This is a genomic window from Pseudanabaena sp. UWO311 (genome assembly GCF_006937785.1).
GTDB lineage: Bacteria > Cyanobacteriota > Cyanobacteriia > Pseudanabaenales > Pseudanabaenaceae > Pseudanabaena.
In genome coordinates, this window is the sequence record NZ_SJEE01000010.1 from 24,529 (window position 1) to 41,257 (window position 16,729).

Here is a 16,729-nt window from a genome sequence, read left to right on the forward strand (position 1 = left end):
GTGGCTCGTTTAATCGGCAATTGCTGTAAAAACAAAAAATGTCGTAGCCATGTTTTGTTTTGGTATTATTTAGAGCCTTGCGTGACTTCTACATAGATATTTTCAAGACGGACGGGTTGGCGCATAATCGAGTCAATTGTGATACCTTCAAAACATTCCAGAATTTCTTTTAGTTCCATTACTTTTGGGAGCCAAAAAGCTAGATCTCTCCCATAGTAGCGATGAGGGAAGCCCAACTCGAGCGCTCTAGCGATCGCTAAGTCTTCAGTGGGCGTGCAAATAATCGCAATTTCTTGAGCAGGGACATGTTTACGAAGTTCTTCTAGACTACCTTCAGCGAGCAAACTGCCCTGCTTAATAATGCCAATCCGCTGACAAAGACGCTCTGCCTCTTCTAGCATATGTGTAGTCAATAAAATCGCTGTATCTTGACTTCTAAGTTTACGAATCAATTCCCAAACTTCATAACGAGCTTCAATATCAAGTCCTGTTGTTGGTTCGTCGAGTACGACTAATTGTGGCTGATGGACAAGAGCGATCGCCATACTTAGACGACGTTGCATTCCACCACTGAGACTATCCGCAATACTTTTTGAGCGATCGCCTAGCCCCACTAACTCCAAACAATATTGTGCTTGTTTGCGACAAGCTTCATGACTAAGCCCATAGAGCTGTCCAAAAAATCGCAAATTCTCTTCACAAGTTAGACTTTTATAAAAAATATTTTCTTGTGGGGCAACGCCGATTAGCGATCGGGTTAAGCTGGATGCATTTTGCCCGTTCATTGTGACACTGCCGTGATCGGATTGGATCAAACCACACAAAATACTAATCGTAGTGGTCTTGCCAGCACCGTTTGGGCCGAGTAATCCATAGACTTCTCCAGGCTGGATAGCAAAACTTAAGTTCTGTAAAACTTGCTTTTTTCCATAAGATTTACAGATTTTGCGAACTTCTAGCACAGGGGATGTATCTCTTTAAAAGCAATGCCTAAAGTATAGCAACCGCTATTACAAAACTACAAAAGTAGAAACTGCATAAAGTGTAGTTTCTACTTTTATACATAGCTATAGTTAGCAATTCAAATTCTTTACTTATAAAACCAAAAATAGTAGCGGCGCAAAGCGCCGCTTTTTTAATACTGCAATATGCTGTACTCGCCTTGAGGTAGTAGCAATGTTGATTCGATTTGACTCTTGACTAATGGGCTGACATATTCAGCATTATTTAGACATTCGATCAAAAGCTTATTAGCATCATGATATGTGCGTAACAAATTAAGTTGATTTTCACTGAATTGCCATTCTTGGGAACTTTTACGATGCTGAACGATTAAGTTTCGTAATTTTTTTGACCAATCTAAGCCCTTAGCTTGCCACCACTTTGCAAAAGTTTCTCGACTTTTATTAGGATCAGGAAATTTCTGACGTAAAAACTGTAATCCTCTATGTAGATCTGGCTCAAGGGCACAAGCAAGCTCTATAACAGGGTGATTAGCAAAATATAAAGCTAAGTCAAGATTTAAAGCTAGATTAATAGTGTAATCTATGTCTACCTCAGTTTCCATCGTATTGTCTATACCCATTGCTTTGGTGCGGGCTCGCTCCAAAGAGCGAGAATGGGCGATGTCTAGAGCCCGAGCGCGGTCGAGCGATCGCGTATTTTCTAAATCAATATCTAGATATAAAGCCCGAATCGCTACCGATTTATATGGGGTTTGAAGTTGAATTGACTGTTGATTAACCCATGTCAGAAATGACTGCAATTGAGGATCTTGACTTACCAAGTCATCTATTTTTCGTTTCATCATCTTCAACATGCGATCAGCTTGTTGAGAAATGCTGACGGTCATCACGATCACACCATGCCAACGCTTAAGATATATCCGCTCTAGAAGATAATTTTGGGCAGCAGTGGGATTGCTGTTAGCAATCCGATAGGCAGCAAGATAGTCATGCAGAGTAGTGTGGGTGAGTGAGTAAATTCCTTTTGCACATTCAACCAATAGGCTATGTTGCCACTTGAGAATCTGGAAAATCCGTTCATAATCGATCGCTAATTTAGATAAGTTGCGACTAGCTACTATACAAGCTTGAAAGTCTTCCTCAAGTTGATTGTTTTGCCACACATAACCATGCCGATCGAGTGACACGATCGCCACATAGGAGAGTAAATCTAGTTTTTGAGAAGTTGATAACGTTTGATTTGATGAACTAGGTAAACATTTAGTTTGCTCCCATTTGGTCAATAGTAGATTTAAGATTTCCTGATAAAAGTTTGTTTTTAGAGAATCACAGTTGTTAAAGACAGTACAAAGATAGGTGAGTAGTAAAGGGTTTCTAGCAATCTCGGCTAAGGGTTGATTTGTGGCAAGCAATTGTTGAAACTTCTCATTTTTTTTCGGATTTTGAGAGCAAGTAGCTAGAAACCATTTATTTGCAAATGTAGCGATTTGTGTTTCTTCAAAAGGAGCTATTTCCAATGTCGAAAACGATTCGAGAATATGACCATAGATTGGATTGCGCGTAGCGAGAACTGTTCGATTTTTAGGATAGAGATCGCTAAAGTCAGAAATTTTTTGTGCAATTTCTGCGTGATAAATTTCTGGCAGGTCATCTAACCCATCCCAAAGTAATAACAATCGTCCTTGATTTAATAATTGTTCTAAGACTGTGCTATCCAAAAATTCATCTAACAAACCATAGTTAATAATTTGATGCTTTAACCATAAGAATGGGTTACCGATATCCTTGAGAGAAACAAGCGATCGCAGTGGCAAAAAAATAGGCAAATATTTCGGCAAAATTTTTCCTGAGATGCAAGCCATTGCCCAATATTTAAGTAATGTTGTCTTTCCTGAACCTAAACCACCCACTAGCAAAATTTGTTGGGATTCCTCTATAGCCTGATTTGCTGGAATTGTCGATGGGCAAATTTTGGCTAGATAAAAGCGATCATATTGCTCAGGAGATACATTAGCAAAAGCTTCATCTAGATCAAGATGTTGACTACTGGGTAAAATGGTAAAAACATTAATCTCAGTATATAAATCATGCAAATGAAGTGGCGTATTAACATCAATTATTCTGAGGCGATCGCATTGACGTATTAACGAAGGCGATATACTTTTTTGGATTTTCTGCAACGATTTATCAAGACTAATTTCCCCACTGATGGATAAACCATCACTTAAACTTTGAGTGATTTTTTCTATGATATTATTATCGTCTTGATTTACCTTTGATGGAATATTGTTGTTAATAATATTGTCATTGTTTGCTGTATTAAGATTAGATGATTGCAGATTTGAGTCGTCTTTGTTTTCTATAGACTTTTCTAACGATAGATCCTGAATTGAATTTATAGCAATGTTTAGGTTCTCACAAATCAAGTTATAGGTATTGCGATCGACGATTTCTCCATTGAGGAAATTCTCGACCAGTTGAACCGCAAGACTAAGCTCAGAGGCTAACTGGAGAGGATTGGAACCTCTAAGAGAGAGTTCATTTTGCGCTTTACTAAGAATATCTGAAGGCGCTCTTAGCATTAAGGCTGTAGCCATAGTCTTAATTCCTCTTTTACCTACTTCAACAAAAATTTGCCAGCAATATTAATAAGAAATCAATATTGGCATTTTAAGTGCCTCAGGCGCTTAAAATGCCAATATTGATTTTGAGAAAAACTTACTTTAATCAATTCTATTATCTACTACGAGAAGTTTATATACTGTGAGTCTGTTAACATTAGCGATTGATGTGGGTGGAAGTAGTATCAAAGCAATCATATTGCAAGACGATGGTACTAACGCCTCAGCGAGATCGCTTATTCGTACGCCCCATCCCGCCACTCCTGATGCCATAGTGGCAACATTAATCGACTTGAGTACAAAACTGGGTGAATATGATCGCATTTCGATTGGATTTCCTAGTGTTGTCGAAAATGGGGTGACTAGAGACGCGATTAATTTACATCCTGACTGGGATGGCTTTCCGTTAGCTGAGGTATTGCAAAATAAATTAGATAAACCGATCAGAATTGCTAATGATGCTGATGTGCAAGGTTGTGGGTCGGTCGTAGGACAAGGTGTAGAGTTAGTAATTACTCTAGGAACTGGCTTTGGGTCTTCACTATTTCTCAATGGTAAGCTGTTGCCAAATCTGGAACTTGGTCAACATATTTGGCGTGATAGCCATACTTACGAAGATTGTTTAGGGCAAGTGGCGCTTGATCAAGTTGGTGAGGCAATATGGAATACCAGATTATTAGAAGTGATTGCAACGCTCTATAAATTATTTAATTACGACAAACTTTATATCGGTGGCGGCAATGCTCGCTTAGTGAATTTGGCTTTATCGCCAAAGTTATCTGACAAAGTTGCGATCGTCTCCAATGATTTTGGTCTAATCGGCGGTCTAGCTCTGTGGAAATCTAGTGAAAAGAAAAAATCTGCTCCCTAAGGGAGTAGATTTTTTCTATTACTCAGCGACAAGGCGCGAAACAGAGAGGGTGTCACACATTTTATTGATTTGATTGCAAACCCGATCAAATTGGTGGCGATCGCTAATATCAATACTCAAATCAATAATTGCTGCCTTACCTTTTTTGGTCTGCACATTTGCCTTGCGGACATTAATTTTGTTATCCGATAGACGAGTCAAAATATCTCGAAGTACGCCCACACGATCAATTGTTTCCACCCGAATATCAATGGGATAGGTTTGAACATGATCATTTTCCTTTTGCTGATTCCAACCCACATGCAACAGGCGATCGTTAGGGATATTCGCTAAGTTATTGCAATCATGACGGTGAATCGTGATCCCACGATTGCTACCTAAAGCGACTACACCTGTGATCGGCTCTCCTGGAAGTGGAGCACAACAACCTGCGATCGAGTAAACCATACCCTCTAACCCTAAAATTGGCGACTTAGAGTTATTACTATGATGGGGGCTTTCATGACGTGCTTCATACTTTTGGGGATTGAAATAACGATCATTGTGTTGATTCTCACGCAGTTTGTTAACTACAGAATTAACTGAAGTTTCACCATAGCCAATACCTGCTATTAAATCTTCAACATTGTGATAATTGCAGCGCTCGGCAAGTTTTTGCATTTGGTCAGATTTGAGCAAAGCATCTAATCCGTTTTTGCCCAATTCTCTTTCTAACGCACTGCGACCTAATGCGAGATTTTCATCACGGCGCGATCGCTTAAACCATTGTCGAATTCTACTTTTCGCCGAATTAGTCGCTACAAAATTAATCCAGTCAGTACTAGGGTGAGCATTGTTTTGAGTAAGGATCGTGACAATATCACCATGTTTAAGTGGACGCTGTAATGGAACCATCACGCTATTTACCAATGCTCCAGAGCAGTGGTTGCCAACTTCGGTATGCACACGATAGGCAAAATCTACTGGTGTTGAGCCTCGTGGCAAGCAATACACATCGCCTTTGGGACTAAAGACATAAACCTCGCTATCAAATAAATCTTCCTTGACGCTATCAAGATACTCTTGAGGATCTTTCAGTTCACGTTGCCATTCCACCAACTGCCGCAGCCAAGTAAATTTTTGTTCATCCCCCTTCAGTGGCTTGCTAGTCGAATTACTCTCTTTATATTTCCAATGCGCCGCAATCCCATAGTCTGCGATGTGATGCATTTCCCATGTGCGAATCTGTACCTCAACAGGTTGACCTTTTGGCCCAATCACCGCTGTATGCAATGATTGATAGCGGTTCGGTTTAGGTAAACCAATGTAATCTTTAAACCGACCAGGAATCGGACAGAAATGATCGTGGACAACAGCTAGAACTCGATAGCATTCTTCTTTGGTATTGACGATTACTCTAACGGCTTGAATGTCATAAATTTCATTGTATTGCTTCTTTTGGCGTTCCATTTTGCGATAGATGCCATACAGATGCTTCGGTCTACCACTAATTTCAAAATCTTCAAGTCCCATTGAATTTAGGCGATCGGCTAATACCCTTGTCACCTCCGTCAACTGTTCGTGGCGATCCTCATGGGTCTCGGCAACCAGAGACACCATCGTTTGATACTGATCTGGCTCAATATATTTAAAAGCAATATCTTCCAATTCCCATTTGATTTGCCCTAACCCCAGACGATTTGCCAAAGGTGCAAAAATCTCTCTCGTTTCTCTAGAAATTAATACTTGTTTCTCAGGACGCAAATGTTCCAGCGTTCGCATATTGTGCAGTCGATCGGCAAGCTTCACGATAATCACGCGAATATCTTGAGCCATTGCTAAAAACATGCGGCGAAAATTTTCGGCTTGGCTTTCTGTTTTACTCTCAAAACTCAGTTTCGATAATTTGGTGACCCCTTCAACAAGTTGTCGTACTTCTTTCCCAAACATTTCTTCGATCTGATCACAAGATACCTCCGTATCTTCCACCACATCATGCAAAAACCCTGCGGCGATCATCGCATTGCTGCCACCTAAATCTTTCAGAATTGCGGCAACTGAAATCGGATGTAATATGTAAGGCTCTCCCGATGCACGGCATTGACCATCATGAAGTCTATAGGCAAAATCTAAGGCTCGACCAACGACATCTTCATTATCTAGACTTTCCCCTCTTTGCGATTTCTCCCAACTAACTCTCAGCCAATCTGGAATCCACGCATCTACTACCGCATTACATTCCCGCACATTGACGCAAGCTATCTCATCATCAATCGGATGACCTAAACGTTCTACTGGAGCTTCAGCTAATAATGTCATCGGAGTCATACGTTTAATTTCGCCCTAGCAAAGAAGTTATTAAGATCTGCATAACCTTATCTTAAACTTTATGTTATTAAATATACGATTTTGTCTTTAGGAAAACAAATTCTCATATTTATCATCAGCAATTCTACTTACGAAACCAATCTCGTTTTTTCTTAGCATGTAGGCTTTCAAGAAAACCAACCTTGAATTACTGAGCCAGCATATGTACCTCCCGATGAGCGAGAGTTACAGTTGCTGGGGTTTCATATTTAATTGCGCTTAGCTATTTAAATGTAGTAAAAAATTTATCGTGAGAAGGCGAAGCATTCTCCAAATTCTAAATATTGATATAATAAGACTAAAAAATTATTGGTTTACTTGATCGATCAATCCGTTTGCACAAAGTCAAACGATGCGTACCAATATCCCAATGCACATGCTCAAAAATCTTGCGTAATATGTAAAAGCCTCTGCCACATTCCAAGTCATGGCATGGCGTGGGATCATCTTTTGAGCCGCCAGAGGATTGCAGATCGCTTCCCTGATCAGTGATTACCCACCAATAAGTTTGCGAAACTATTGAAAATTTAACAGTGATTTGCTTGCATGGATCGAGAGAATTTCCATGTTTTACGGCATTAACTAACGCTTCTTGCAAACCCAAACGTAATTCTGGCTGCCATTCTGACGGTACTTCGTCAAGCAACAGTTCTAGTACTGGGGCAAGATAGAGGGTTGAAGTAAAACTAATATTTCTCCACTTTCGCCCTACAGGACGCACCGGTGTCACAATCACGGACTTTTAACTCCTCTGAAAGACGGCTGCAGCTTGCTTTTGTGCTTTGTGAACCACAAAAATGTCCACTAAACTTGCAATGGAATTAATTAAATTCACGATCGCCATACAATAGATCTATCTATTATTCTAGCGAAAAAATCCTTCTTAAAATCTTTCCTTAGCAATATGACTTTTACGCAACGACAAATCTCACCTTTTAATCCCACTGAAAATACCCGCACGATGGGAAAAGGGATGCGTGCGGCTATTTTATTTTTGCTAAGCGTATTGGTGCTAATTGGGATTTTAGGTGGACGACTTTTTTACTTGCAATTGATTGAAGGCGATCGTAATCAGCAACTTGCGGAGAATAATCGGATCAGATTAATTGCTAAACCCCCTGAAAGAGGCCGTCTGTTTGATCGCAAAGGTAATATTTTAGCTTCAAGCCGCTTAGCGCATGTAATTTATCTATGGCCGATCGCTCAACCTAAGGACAAATGGCAGCCAATTATTAATCGTTTAGCTGGGCTAATTGGCGTTTCGGCTCAGACGATTACCGATAAGCTGGAGCAAGAAGGCTATAACTCCCCAAGCCTAGTCCGAGTTTCTACGTCGATTAGTCCCAAACTGGTGACCGTTCTCTCAGAGCATAGCCTCGAATTACCAGGGGTAAAAGTTGAGGCAGAAGCCGTACGCTATTACCCCAGTGGTGATGTCGCAGCTCATGTGTTGGGCTATACAGGAGAATTAACTGCCGAAGAGCTACCCAAATTGCGCGAAAAAGGTTACCGCCCTGGGGATGTGATCGGTAAAGCAGGAGTAGAATATGCCTTTGAAAATCAGCTGCGGGGCGAATGGGGCGGTCAGCAAGTAGAAGTCGATGCTTTTGGAAAAGTACTGCGAATTTTAGGTCAGAAACCACCAAAAGCAGGTAACGCTGTCAAAATGACAATTGACGCAGATTTAGAAAAAGCAGTAGAAAAGATTTTAGGTGAGCAACAAGGCGGTATTATCGCGATGAATCCTAATAATGGGGAAATACTCGCCATGGTTAGCCATCCTGCCTTTGATCCCAATCTATTTTCAGGCAAGATTTCTGACGCAACATGGAAACGACTGCAAGAAAAAGACCATCCCTTTGTCAATAGGGTTTTACAGGTATACCCCCCTGCTAGTACTTTTAAGGTTGTGACAATGACCGCAGGTTTAGAAACTAAAAAATTCGGCATAAATGATGTGCTAGCCACATACCCCTATCTTGATATAGGCGGGTTTCAATTTTGGGATCACAACAAAGCAGGATTTGGCACAATTAGTTTTTATGAGGCGATGGCATATAGCAGCAATACTTTCTTTGGGCAGGTAGGTATGCGTGTGGGCGAAAAAGATCTTGCCGCATGGTCGCATAAATTTGGTTATGGAGAATATTCAGGCATTGAAATTAAAGAGGAAGAGACCAAAGGTACGGTTCCAGACGAAGAATGGAAGAAGAGAGTAATTGGAGAGCCTTGGTATGTTGGCAATACTCTGAATATGTCAATTGGACAAGGTGATGTGCAAGCCAATCTTGTGCAAGTTTCGATGATGACTGCTTCTGTTGCTAATGGTGGATTTAAAATTAGACCCCATTTGCTCTTGGAAGACAATGATGCAAGGGAGTGGCGACAATCTCTGAATATATCGCCATCAAATTTGGCAGCATTGCAAAAGGCTTTAAGATCTGTATTTGAGTTCGGTACAGCCGCAGCGCTAAATTCATCGGAAATAGCGATGGCTGGTAAATCTGGCACTGCCCAAGATCCGCCCAGACCCAACCATGCATGGTTTACGGTATACGCGCCCTATGAGAAGCCAGAAATTGTGGTGACAGTTTTTGCGGAGAATGCTGGTGGCGGTGGTGGTAGCGCAGTTGCAGCTCCTTTGGCGGTGCAGACGATTGAGGCTTATATGCAAATTAAGAATAAGCCCAATCCAACAAATAATCCGCCAGTATCTGCGGAGACTAATTAAATAAAAAAGCGGCACAAAGTGCCGCTTTTTTATTTAATTGATGAGACTAGATCTTCTTCAACCAGCTAAACATAGCGCGGAGATCTTTACCGACGGACTCAATCTGATGCTCTGCTTCTTGACGACGCATTGCGGTGAATCCAGGTTTACCAGCTTGATTTTCGAGAACAAACTCACGGGCAAATTGACCAGATTGAATTTCCGAAAGAATTTTCTTCATTTCGATCTTAGTCTGTTCATTAACCACACGAGGACCGCGTGTGTAATCGCCATATTCAGCCGTATTCGAGATGCTATAGCGCATATTCGACATACCACCTTCAACAACCAAGTCCACGATCAGCTTTACTTCATGTAAGCACTCGAAGTAAGCGAGTTCGGGCTGATAGCCAGCTTCTACGAGGGTCTCAAAGCCTGCCTTGATAAGCGCACATAAGCCGCCGCAAAGTACAGCTTGTTCGCCGAATAGATCGGTTTCAGTCTCTTCACGGAAAGTAGTTTCGAGAACACCGCCGCGTGTACCACCGATACCCTTGGCATAAGCCATTGCGCGATCGCGTGCATGTCCAGTGGCATCTTGATACACAGCGAATAAAGCAGGAACACCTTGACCTTGAGTATAGGTGCGACGGACCAAATGACCAGGCCCTTTAGGTGCAACCATGATCACATCGACATCCGCAGGGGGGACAACTTGAGCGAAGTGAATATTAAAACCATGTGCAAAAGCTAGAGTATCTCCAGCTTTAAGATTTGGAGCAATTTCGGTAGCATAAATTGCTTTTTGAGTTTCGTCAGGCAATAAAATCATGATTAGGTCAGCAGCAGCCGATGCGTCTGCAACAGTCTTAACGGTGAGACCTTCTGATTCTGCTTTTTGCCATGAGGGACTGCCTTGATATAACCCCACGATGACATCCACGCCGCTTTCTTTTAGGTTAAGGGCATGGGCGTGACCCTGAGAACCGTAGCCGATAATTGCAACTGTCTTACCTGCTAGAAATTCAAGATTTGCGTCCGTGTCGTAGTACATCCGAGCCATAGTGTGGTTATCTCCGAGACAAAAGATTGGGTGAGTAGTTTTTAGATGTAGTTTGGAAGATTTATTGTCAATTGCCTTCAAACACTTTTCCTAGTCTAACAAAAATCGTCGCACCTCTTAAAATATATTTACCGTGCTATTCCTAATAGCACGGTAAATATATTTCGTGGCTTCAGATTGGTATCTCCAAATATTTTAGGAAGATTTTATTTTAGGTTTTTTATTTGTGGCGAGAAAGAATTTGCAACATTTATAGACTTTCTTTGATAATGTTTGACTTTTTTGATAATGTTTGACATTATTAGGTGTCGAATGAATTTCCTGCTAAATCAATGGCAACCAACAACTTAAAAACAATTCTTCAAGATGAAGGCTTAAAGCAGTCAGAATTGAAAACGCATGGTGGTTGCCCATTATGCATTGCAACAATTAATAGAACCGCAAATGGAAAGGAGACCCCAGCGCCAACTTCACTAGTAAAGATAGTGAGAGCATTAAATCGAGCTATCATAGTGGCTGGCGGTACGAGGCAGTATGAAGTTTTAGATGTTTTTCCTAACTACCCGCAAAAGCAACACAATGGCACGAACCCAAATAATAGGAGTCACTAGATTTATTGTGTAATAATCCCACAAAGTCTTCATTAGCTGGCTTGAGTGAGTGGGGCGGTGATTTTAGTCAATATTTCACAGCAGTTCTAATTAAAATAACTTCAGTAATTGCATTTATCCATTCTTTTAATCATTCGGTCATCACTAATAGATTTTGGCGTTATTGACTTTAGTATGCTAACCAAAATGAATTTTAACGATCTTTCGGCGTTAGCGTATGACTAAACGATTAAGAAAATATTCAGCATGAACATTAGCGTATAAAGAATGATAGACCCTAGATTTTACAGTCTTCTTCTTATAAATTTTTCGTAGCTGTAGTTTAAACTTCAATAAAAAATAATCAAAAACTCTATGCTTCCCAGGGAAGCATAGAGTTTTTGATATGGATTTCAAGTTTGACGGTTCCGAAACCTTTACATTAATTTGGCTTTACAATTCTTAACGTTTTGCCTAGGTGCTGAAATGGCGCAAAATCGTTCTGGATTTTGGTTTGTCGATTTTTTTTGTTTGCAATATCTCTACTGTATTGAATCAAAAAGATAACAAGTTAAAACTTTATCAATAATTGCAAAACTAATGTAATAGCCCAAAACCAGCATACAGAGCGGATCTTGAGCTATTATTTAAGTGGTTAAGCAATTAAGCGTTCTATCTAAAAAATACATCAACGGCAATTGATGGAAATAAACTAATCACATTTGCTTATTGAAGCATATCTTCTTGATATAACGCAATAGCGAATTAATTGGTAGATAAAACCTCAAAATCAATTTAATTTTTTTAGGGAGAGTTTACCCATGAATCGTGTTCCAATAATTCAAGATGGAATCCCGCCCAATCGTGAAATTATTTGTATAATCTTAGAGAATGGCGAGTCCGTGTTTTTTGATGAGTTTAGCTTTATTGCTGAAATCAAGCATCTCCAGATTCGACGTATCGAGCGTATTCCTATTGGAACGCCTCGGACGCGAAGTGGAGGAGAGGTGGGAAATGGAAATATTTTCTCCTTTACTGCTGTTGCTCTTTTCGCTATTTTGGCTACAGTACTCCTTACTTTTTACTTTATAAAACCAAGTGCTACGGACGACTCCAAAAGACCTAAGGCTAGCACTTCTCAACACATTCAAAGTTAATAGTGTGCAAAGAGATTTTATGGCTTGCCTTCTGGTAAGCCATTTTTTTTATTCAGTAACGGTTGAATCCAATCTTCAAGAAGCTCTTCAATGAGCTCCGAGAAATCTTTTTTCTGATTTAGCAATTGAATCTTAACCTGCGTATGAAGTTTTCTAGGTACATATGCTCCTACCTGTGCATATTCTGGATCACTTCGTCTTCCTTGCACTCTTGTTCGTTTAGGTGATTTATTAGGCATAACAAGACCTTAGTAAGTTAAAAAAAAAGCTATGCAATCCAAAGATATGTGTGGCTGCAACCTTGCAAAAATATATGTAATAGATGCAAATGAATGGGTATTAAATAACACAGATATAGTGCAAATGCAGATTTTATGGTGATTTTACTACTATGAGTAGTTGTTAAACATATTGTAATATCCCTGCGGACTGTTATTTTTGCACTGTTAATTAGCTTAACATTGATTACTGTACTTTTATCAAAAATCGCCTTTCTCTTTTATAGTTAGGGTTAAAGATGTTCATTGTTGGGTTTAATCTAAGTGCGGCGGCGTAAGCGTGGACGATTGCGATCTGCTTTATCGCGTTCGTAATTAATGAGCCTGCCGTAATATTCATGTTTAGCCAGATTTAGCGACAAGAAAACATGTTCTCTGGCATTACCAAAACCTTTGCGGGTAAAGAAATTAATCGCTGGCGTATTGGCAGGATCGGTATCCACGAGCATAAACCTGACATTATCCTCGATCATCCGCTCAACGATTTTATCGACTAGGCGATCGGCGATACCTCGACGCTGAAAATTTGGGCTAATGCCTAGCCAAGTAATATATCCATATTTCCATGAAGCCTTAATGATGATTGTGCCGAGAATAAATCCTGCTAGTTGATCATCGACCTCGGCAACCAAGCAATATTCAGAATCGGTGTTATACATGCCGATCACCTCCCACTCGTCCCATGTGCGGTAGAGATATGGATAGAGATCGCTAGTAAATAATTGTTCGCCTAAGTGAAAAATCGGTGCAATATCATCGATATTCATCTCGCGGATCGAGATGCTATTGCTTTCAGGGCGATCGCGATCGCTATCCTTGTCGGTAGATTTATCAGGTAAATCGTTCATAATCGTTATGTATATTTTAAAAAAGCTGTTAAAAAACTATGTTTGAGTTTGCTTACATCTGTCAAAAGCATTAAAATATATTACAGCTATCAAAAAATTGTTAAATAGTTCAGCAATCTTGGGTTTTTCAATTACATGAGTAAAGTTTACGATTGGTTTAACGATCGCCTTGAAGTCGGGGCGCTCGCTGAGGACGTTACTAGTAAGTACGTTCCCCCTCACGTCAATATTTTTTACTGTCTCGGTGGCATCACCCTCACCTGCTTCCTGATTCAGTTCGCGACAGGTTTCGCGATGACCTTTTATTACAAGCCATCCGTAACCGAAGCATTTGACTCAGTTCGCTACATCATGACCGACGTTAACTTCGGTTGGTTGATCCGCTCAGTCCATCGTTGGTCAGCAAGCATGATGGTGTTGATGATGATCTTGCACGTTTTCCGCGTTTATTTAACTGGCGGCTTCAAAAAACCCCGTGAATTGACTTGGATTACTGGCGTAATCCTTGCTGTAATCACTGTTACCTTCGGTGTAACAGGCTACTCCTTACCTTGGGATCAAGTAGGATATTGGGCAGTAAAGATAGTATCTGGCGTACCTGATGCAATTCCCGTTGTTGGCGGAACATTAGTTGAGCTATTGCGCGGTGGTCAAAGTGTTGGTCAACCAACTCTTACCCGCTTCTACAGCTTGCATACCTTTGTATTGCCTTGGCTAATTGCGGTATTCATGTTGGCTCACTTCTTGATGATCCGTAAACAAGGTATTTCTGGTCCTTTGTAAGGTTTCTTTTCCTAGAAACACTTTTGGGATTTTCCTATTAGATAATTTTAGAAAATCATAACGCAATAATATAGAGCAATAAAATGGCAAAGACTGAGAAGCTCCCCGATTTAAATGATCCAATTTTGCGTGCAAAGTTGGAAAAAAACATGGGTCACAACTACTACGGCGAACCAGCTTGGCCAAATGACCTGTTGTACATGTTCCCCGTTGTAATTACTGGCACGATCGCTTTGATCACTGGTTTGGCTGTGCTTGACCCCACGATGGTCGGCGAGCCTGCTAACCCTTTTGCAACTCCTTTGGAAATTTTGCCTGAGTGGTTCCTTTATCCTGCATTCCAAATTTTGCGGATTGTTCCTAATAAGTTGTTAGGAGTACTGCTACAAAGTTTGATTCCTGTTGGGTTGATTCTCATTCCTTTCATTGAGAATGTAAACAAGTTCCAAAATCCTTTCCGTCGTCCTGTAGCGATGGCTGTTTTCCTGTTTGGTACAGCTGTTACTCTTTGGCTAGGAATTGGTTCAACTATGCCAATTGACAAGTCTTTGACTTTAGGCTTGTTCTAAGCGTCACGTCAATTTAAACAAAAAGAAGGACAGTGCTAAGCGCTGTCCTTCTTTTTATTATTTAAAAATTTGCGTTTACAGAGAAGTAAATTCCTGAATCTTGCAAATTATTACCTGAGTTAGAGACATTTACTAAAGGAATACCATAGTCAAGACGCAGGGTTAGATTGCGAAGTGGTTGATAGGTCGCACCTAAGCCCAGACCAAACAATGACTGAGTTGTCGAATTTATACCTGAAGAATTCCAAATTGTGCCAGCTTCCACAAAAGGTAACAGCTTGACAATGGATGATCCTTCTTCATCTCGCGCCACAGGAAATTGCAACTCTACCGAAGCCTGAATCCCGCTATCACCCGCCAGTTGATTTTGGCGATAGCCACGAATAGATTGAGGACCGCCAATACTAAACCGATTAAGAGACAGTAACTGATCTCTTGAAAACTGCATATTGAGCCGAAAGAACGCCAAGGTATCTTTATCATTACCAAGACGTTGAACTCTCAGCACCTGGCCAATCCAATAGAAAAATCTACCATCAGGTGAACCATCATTGCGAATCGTTGCTCCAAGAATATTTAGACCCAGATTTAGAGTAGAGCGCAATACCCAAGCACCATCTGGATCGCGGTTTAAATAATCTTGACTAAATCGTAAAACTCTGGACTGTGATCGCCCATCATCAAACTTAAAATTTTGAAAATTAAATGATCGATTCCCAAAATAAGAGCCACTATTCTCAAAAGCGATACTGGCTCCAAGGGTAAACTCTTCACGGGGCGATCGCAATAAAGGTTGGCGGTATGCTAATTCATAGGTTTGCGAATCTGTGAGAATATTTAAGCTATCAAAGGGCTTCTCAGTAATCGGGTTTTGACCTGCGGAAAAGTTAAAGCTTAGGGTTCCAGCATGGGGATTAATCGGGTATTGATAATTGAGTTGATAAACATCGGAGCTGCCAGAACGGGTATATCCTGCAAAAAGCGAGTCCCCAATACCTGTGGTGTTAAGTTCTTGTAGATTTACACCAACACGATAGATACCTGTAGAAGTATTGCCATAGTTATCAAAAAATGGACGAATACTCAGGGACTTTGCTTCGCTAAGCGTGATTTGCAAAATGCTCTGATTTTGTTGACTACCTGTAGTTAAATTAGCTCTAATATCCCCAATTAAAGGATCAGATCGCAATAATTGGAGAGCATCTTCTAAGCTCGTAAAGTTAAGAGGTGTTGATGCTGCTTGCAGAATGCGATCGCGGATATAGCTATCATTTAGTCTGCCAGCCACATCTCCCGATCTCTTGACATCCACTCGCTCTAAAGATCCTTCCCTGACCTGAATTGTGACCACGCCATCTTTGATATCCTGTGGTGCAAGGACAGCGCGAGAAGTAATATAGTTGCGATCTTGATAGATTTGAGTAATTTTATCGGCAACTTCTTGCAATTGGCTGAGTGCAACCAATTTATTTTGGAGTGGCAATATCAGTATTTCAATTTCGGCTGATGTGAGAATTGAACTTCCTAAAATATCAATTCTCTTGACTGGGATTAAGACTTCATTTACAGAAGGTGGCAATGGCTTGTCTTGTGAACTTGTAGAAGGTGATGATTGCGAAGGATTGAGAATTGGACTCACAGGCTTCGTTGGTAGTTTTGGTGCTAGAGATTCTGGGGGGCGGGTTAGCGGGGAGGATATTGAAGGGACTTGGGCGTAGCTAGCCAATCCAATCCAACTAAGAAGTAGGCTTGGTAGCGAGACCATTATGATCTTGCTACTTGTTTGGATTAGACTCTTCAAATTTTGATTCACCTTCACACCTCAAATTGATAACTTATTCAAATCTTGTAGCCCTAAGATTGCGATCGCATTACTATACACAACAATTACAGCAATTTATGATCAAAAGAATTAGAACCAAAGTTTT

13 protein-coding genes are annotated in these 16,729 nt (G+C 40.5%); 5 read left to right on the forward strand and 8 right to left on the reverse strand.

Annotation, left to right across the window (positions count from 1 at the left end):
* Positions 1–65: 65 nt before the first annotated feature.
* Entirely contained in the window at positions 66–962 is an 897-nt protein-coding gene (locus PseudUWO311_RS09795; RefSeq protein ID WP_142655072.1) for an ABC transporter ATP-binding protein, read from the reverse strand.
* Positions 963–1,135: 173 nt separating this feature from the next.
* Positions 1,136–3,562 carry an NACHT domain-containing protein gene (locus tag PseudUWO311_RS09800; protein WP_142655073.1) on the reverse strand — a complete coding sequence of 809 codons (2,427 nt, stop codon included), beginning with the start codon at positions 3,560–3,562 and terminating at the stop codon, positions 1,136–1,138.
* A gap of 166 nt (positions 3,563–3,728) precedes the next feature.
* Between PseudUWO311_RS09800 and PseudUWO311_RS09805 the strand changes: the two genes are divergently transcribed.
* Complete coding sequence (locus PseudUWO311_RS09805; RefSeq protein ID WP_142655074.1) at positions 3,729–4,457, forward strand: ROK family protein; 729 nt, start codon at positions 3,729–3,731, stop codon at positions 4,455–4,457.
* Positions 4,458–4,475: 18 nt separating this feature from the next.
* Here PseudUWO311_RS09805 and PseudUWO311_RS09810 read toward each other — a convergent pair whose 3' ends face one another.
* A complete protein-coding gene (locus PseudUWO311_RS09810) occupies positions 4,476–6,764 on the reverse strand; it encodes a RelA/SpoT family protein (protein WP_142655075.1) in 2,289 nt (762 codons plus the stop codon).
* 337 nt (positions 6,765–7,101) lie between these two features.
* Positions 7,102–7,539 (reverse strand): ATP-binding protein, encoded by a 438-nt coding sequence (locus tag PseudUWO311_RS09815; protein ID WP_142655076.1) that lies wholly within the window; start codon positions 7,537–7,539, stop codon positions 7,102–7,104.
* Between the two features lie 168 nt (positions 7,540–7,707).
* Between PseudUWO311_RS09815 and mrdA the strand changes: the two genes are divergently transcribed.
* Complete coding sequence (mrdA, locus tag PseudUWO311_RS09820) at positions 7,708–9,534, forward strand: penicillin-binding protein 2 (protein ID WP_142655077.1); 1,827 nt, start codon at positions 7,708–7,710, stop codon at positions 9,532–9,534.
* 46 nt (positions 9,535–9,580) lie between these two features.
* Here the strand turns inward: mrdA and ilvC are convergent, their stop codons facing one another.
* On the reverse strand, positions 9,581–10,576 hold the full coding sequence (ilvC, locus tag PseudUWO311_RS09825; protein WP_142655078.1) for a ketol-acid reductoisomerase: 996 nt from the start codon (positions 10,574–10,576) through the stop codon (positions 9,581–9,583).
* 1,411 nt (positions 10,577–11,987) lie between these two features.
* Here ilvC and PseudUWO311_RS09830 point away from each other — a divergent pair.
* Entirely contained in the window at positions 11,988–12,323 is a 336-nt protein-coding gene (locus PseudUWO311_RS09830) for a hypothetical protein (protein WP_142655079.1), read from the forward strand.
* Between the two features lie 17 nt (positions 12,324–12,340).
* On the opposite strand, the gene PseudUWO311_RS09835 is transcribed toward PseudUWO311_RS09830, so the two are convergent.
* Together PseudUWO311_RS09835 and PseudUWO311_RS09840 are read right to left on the reverse strand one after the other, a co-directional pair.
* The gene (locus PseudUWO311_RS09835; RefSeq protein WP_142655080.1) at positions 12,341–12,562 is read right to left on the reverse strand and encodes a hypothetical protein; all 222 of its coding nucleotides are present in this window, start codon (positions 12,560–12,562) and stop codon (positions 12,341–12,343) included.
* A 299-nt stretch (positions 12,563–12,861) separates the two neighbouring features.
* Complete coding sequence (locus PseudUWO311_RS09840; protein WP_411729682.1) at positions 12,862–13,368, reverse strand: GNAT family N-acetyltransferase; 507 nt, start codon at positions 13,366–13,368, stop codon at positions 12,862–12,864.
* Between the two features lie 216 nt (positions 13,369–13,584).
* On the opposite strand from PseudUWO311_RS09840, the gene petB reads away from it, so the two are divergent.
* Together petB and petD are read left to right on the forward strand one after the other, a co-directional pair.
* Positions 13,585–14,232, forward strand: a complete 648-nt coding sequence (gene petB / locus PseudUWO311_RS09845) for a cytochrome b6 (RefSeq protein WP_103668178.1) — start codon at positions 13,585–13,587, stop codon at positions 14,230–14,232.
* 83 nt (positions 14,233–14,315) lie between these two features.
* A complete protein-coding gene (gene petD, locus PseudUWO311_RS09850; protein WP_094528536.1) occupies positions 14,316–14,801 on the forward strand; it encodes a cytochrome b6-f complex subunit IV in 486 nt (161 codons plus the stop codon).
* 61 nt (positions 14,802–14,862) lie between these two features.
* Here petD and PseudUWO311_RS09855 read toward each other — a convergent pair whose 3' ends face one another.
* A complete protein-coding gene (locus PseudUWO311_RS09855; RefSeq protein WP_142655082.1) occupies positions 14,863–16,566 on the reverse strand; it encodes a ShlB/FhaC/HecB family hemolysin secretion/activation protein in 1,704 nt (567 codons plus the stop codon).
* Between the last annotated feature and the right edge of the window lie 163 nt (positions 16,567–16,729).

Excerpts from the sequence above, each read along its gene's own strand:
- PseudUWO311_RS09800 (WP_142655073.1), bottom strand. The coding sequence starts at position 3,562 with ATGGCTACAGCCTTAATGCTAAGAGCGCCTTCAGATATTCTTAGTAAA.
- PseudUWO311_RS09810 (WP_142655075.1), bottom strand. The coding sequence starts at position 6,764 with ATGACTCCGATGACATTATTAGCTGAAGCTCCAGTAGAACGTTTAGGT.
- mrdA (WP_142655077.1), top strand. The coding sequence starts at position 7,708 with ATGACTTTTACGCAACGACAAATCTCACCTTTTAATCCCACTGAAAAT.
- ilvC (WP_142655078.1), bottom strand. The coding sequence starts at position 10,576 with ATGGCTCGGATGTACTACGACACGGACGCAAATCTTGAATTTCTAGCA.
- PseudUWO311_RS09830 (WP_142655079.1), top strand. The coding sequence starts at position 11,988 with ATGAATCGTGTTCCAATAATTCAAGATGGAATCCCGCCCAATCGTGAA.
- PseudUWO311_RS09835 (WP_142655080.1), bottom strand. The coding sequence starts at position 12,562 with ATGCCTAATAAATCACCTAAACGAACAAGAGTGCAAGGAAGACGAAGT.
- PseudUWO311_RS09840 (WP_411729682.1), bottom strand. The coding sequence starts at position 13,368 with ATGAATATCGATGATATTGCACCGATTTTTCACTTAGGCGAACAATTA.
- petB (WP_103668178.1), top strand. The coding sequence starts at position 13,585 with ATGAGTAAAGTTTACGATTGGTTTAACGATCGCCTTGAAGTCGGGGCG.
- petD (WP_094528536.1), top strand. The coding sequence starts at position 14,316 with ATGGCAAAGACTGAGAAGCTCCCCGATTTAAATGATCCAATTTTGCGT.
- PseudUWO311_RS09855 (WP_142655082.1), bottom strand. The coding sequence starts at position 16,566 with ATGGTCTCGCTACCAAGCCTACTTCTTAGTTGGATTGGATTGGCTAGC.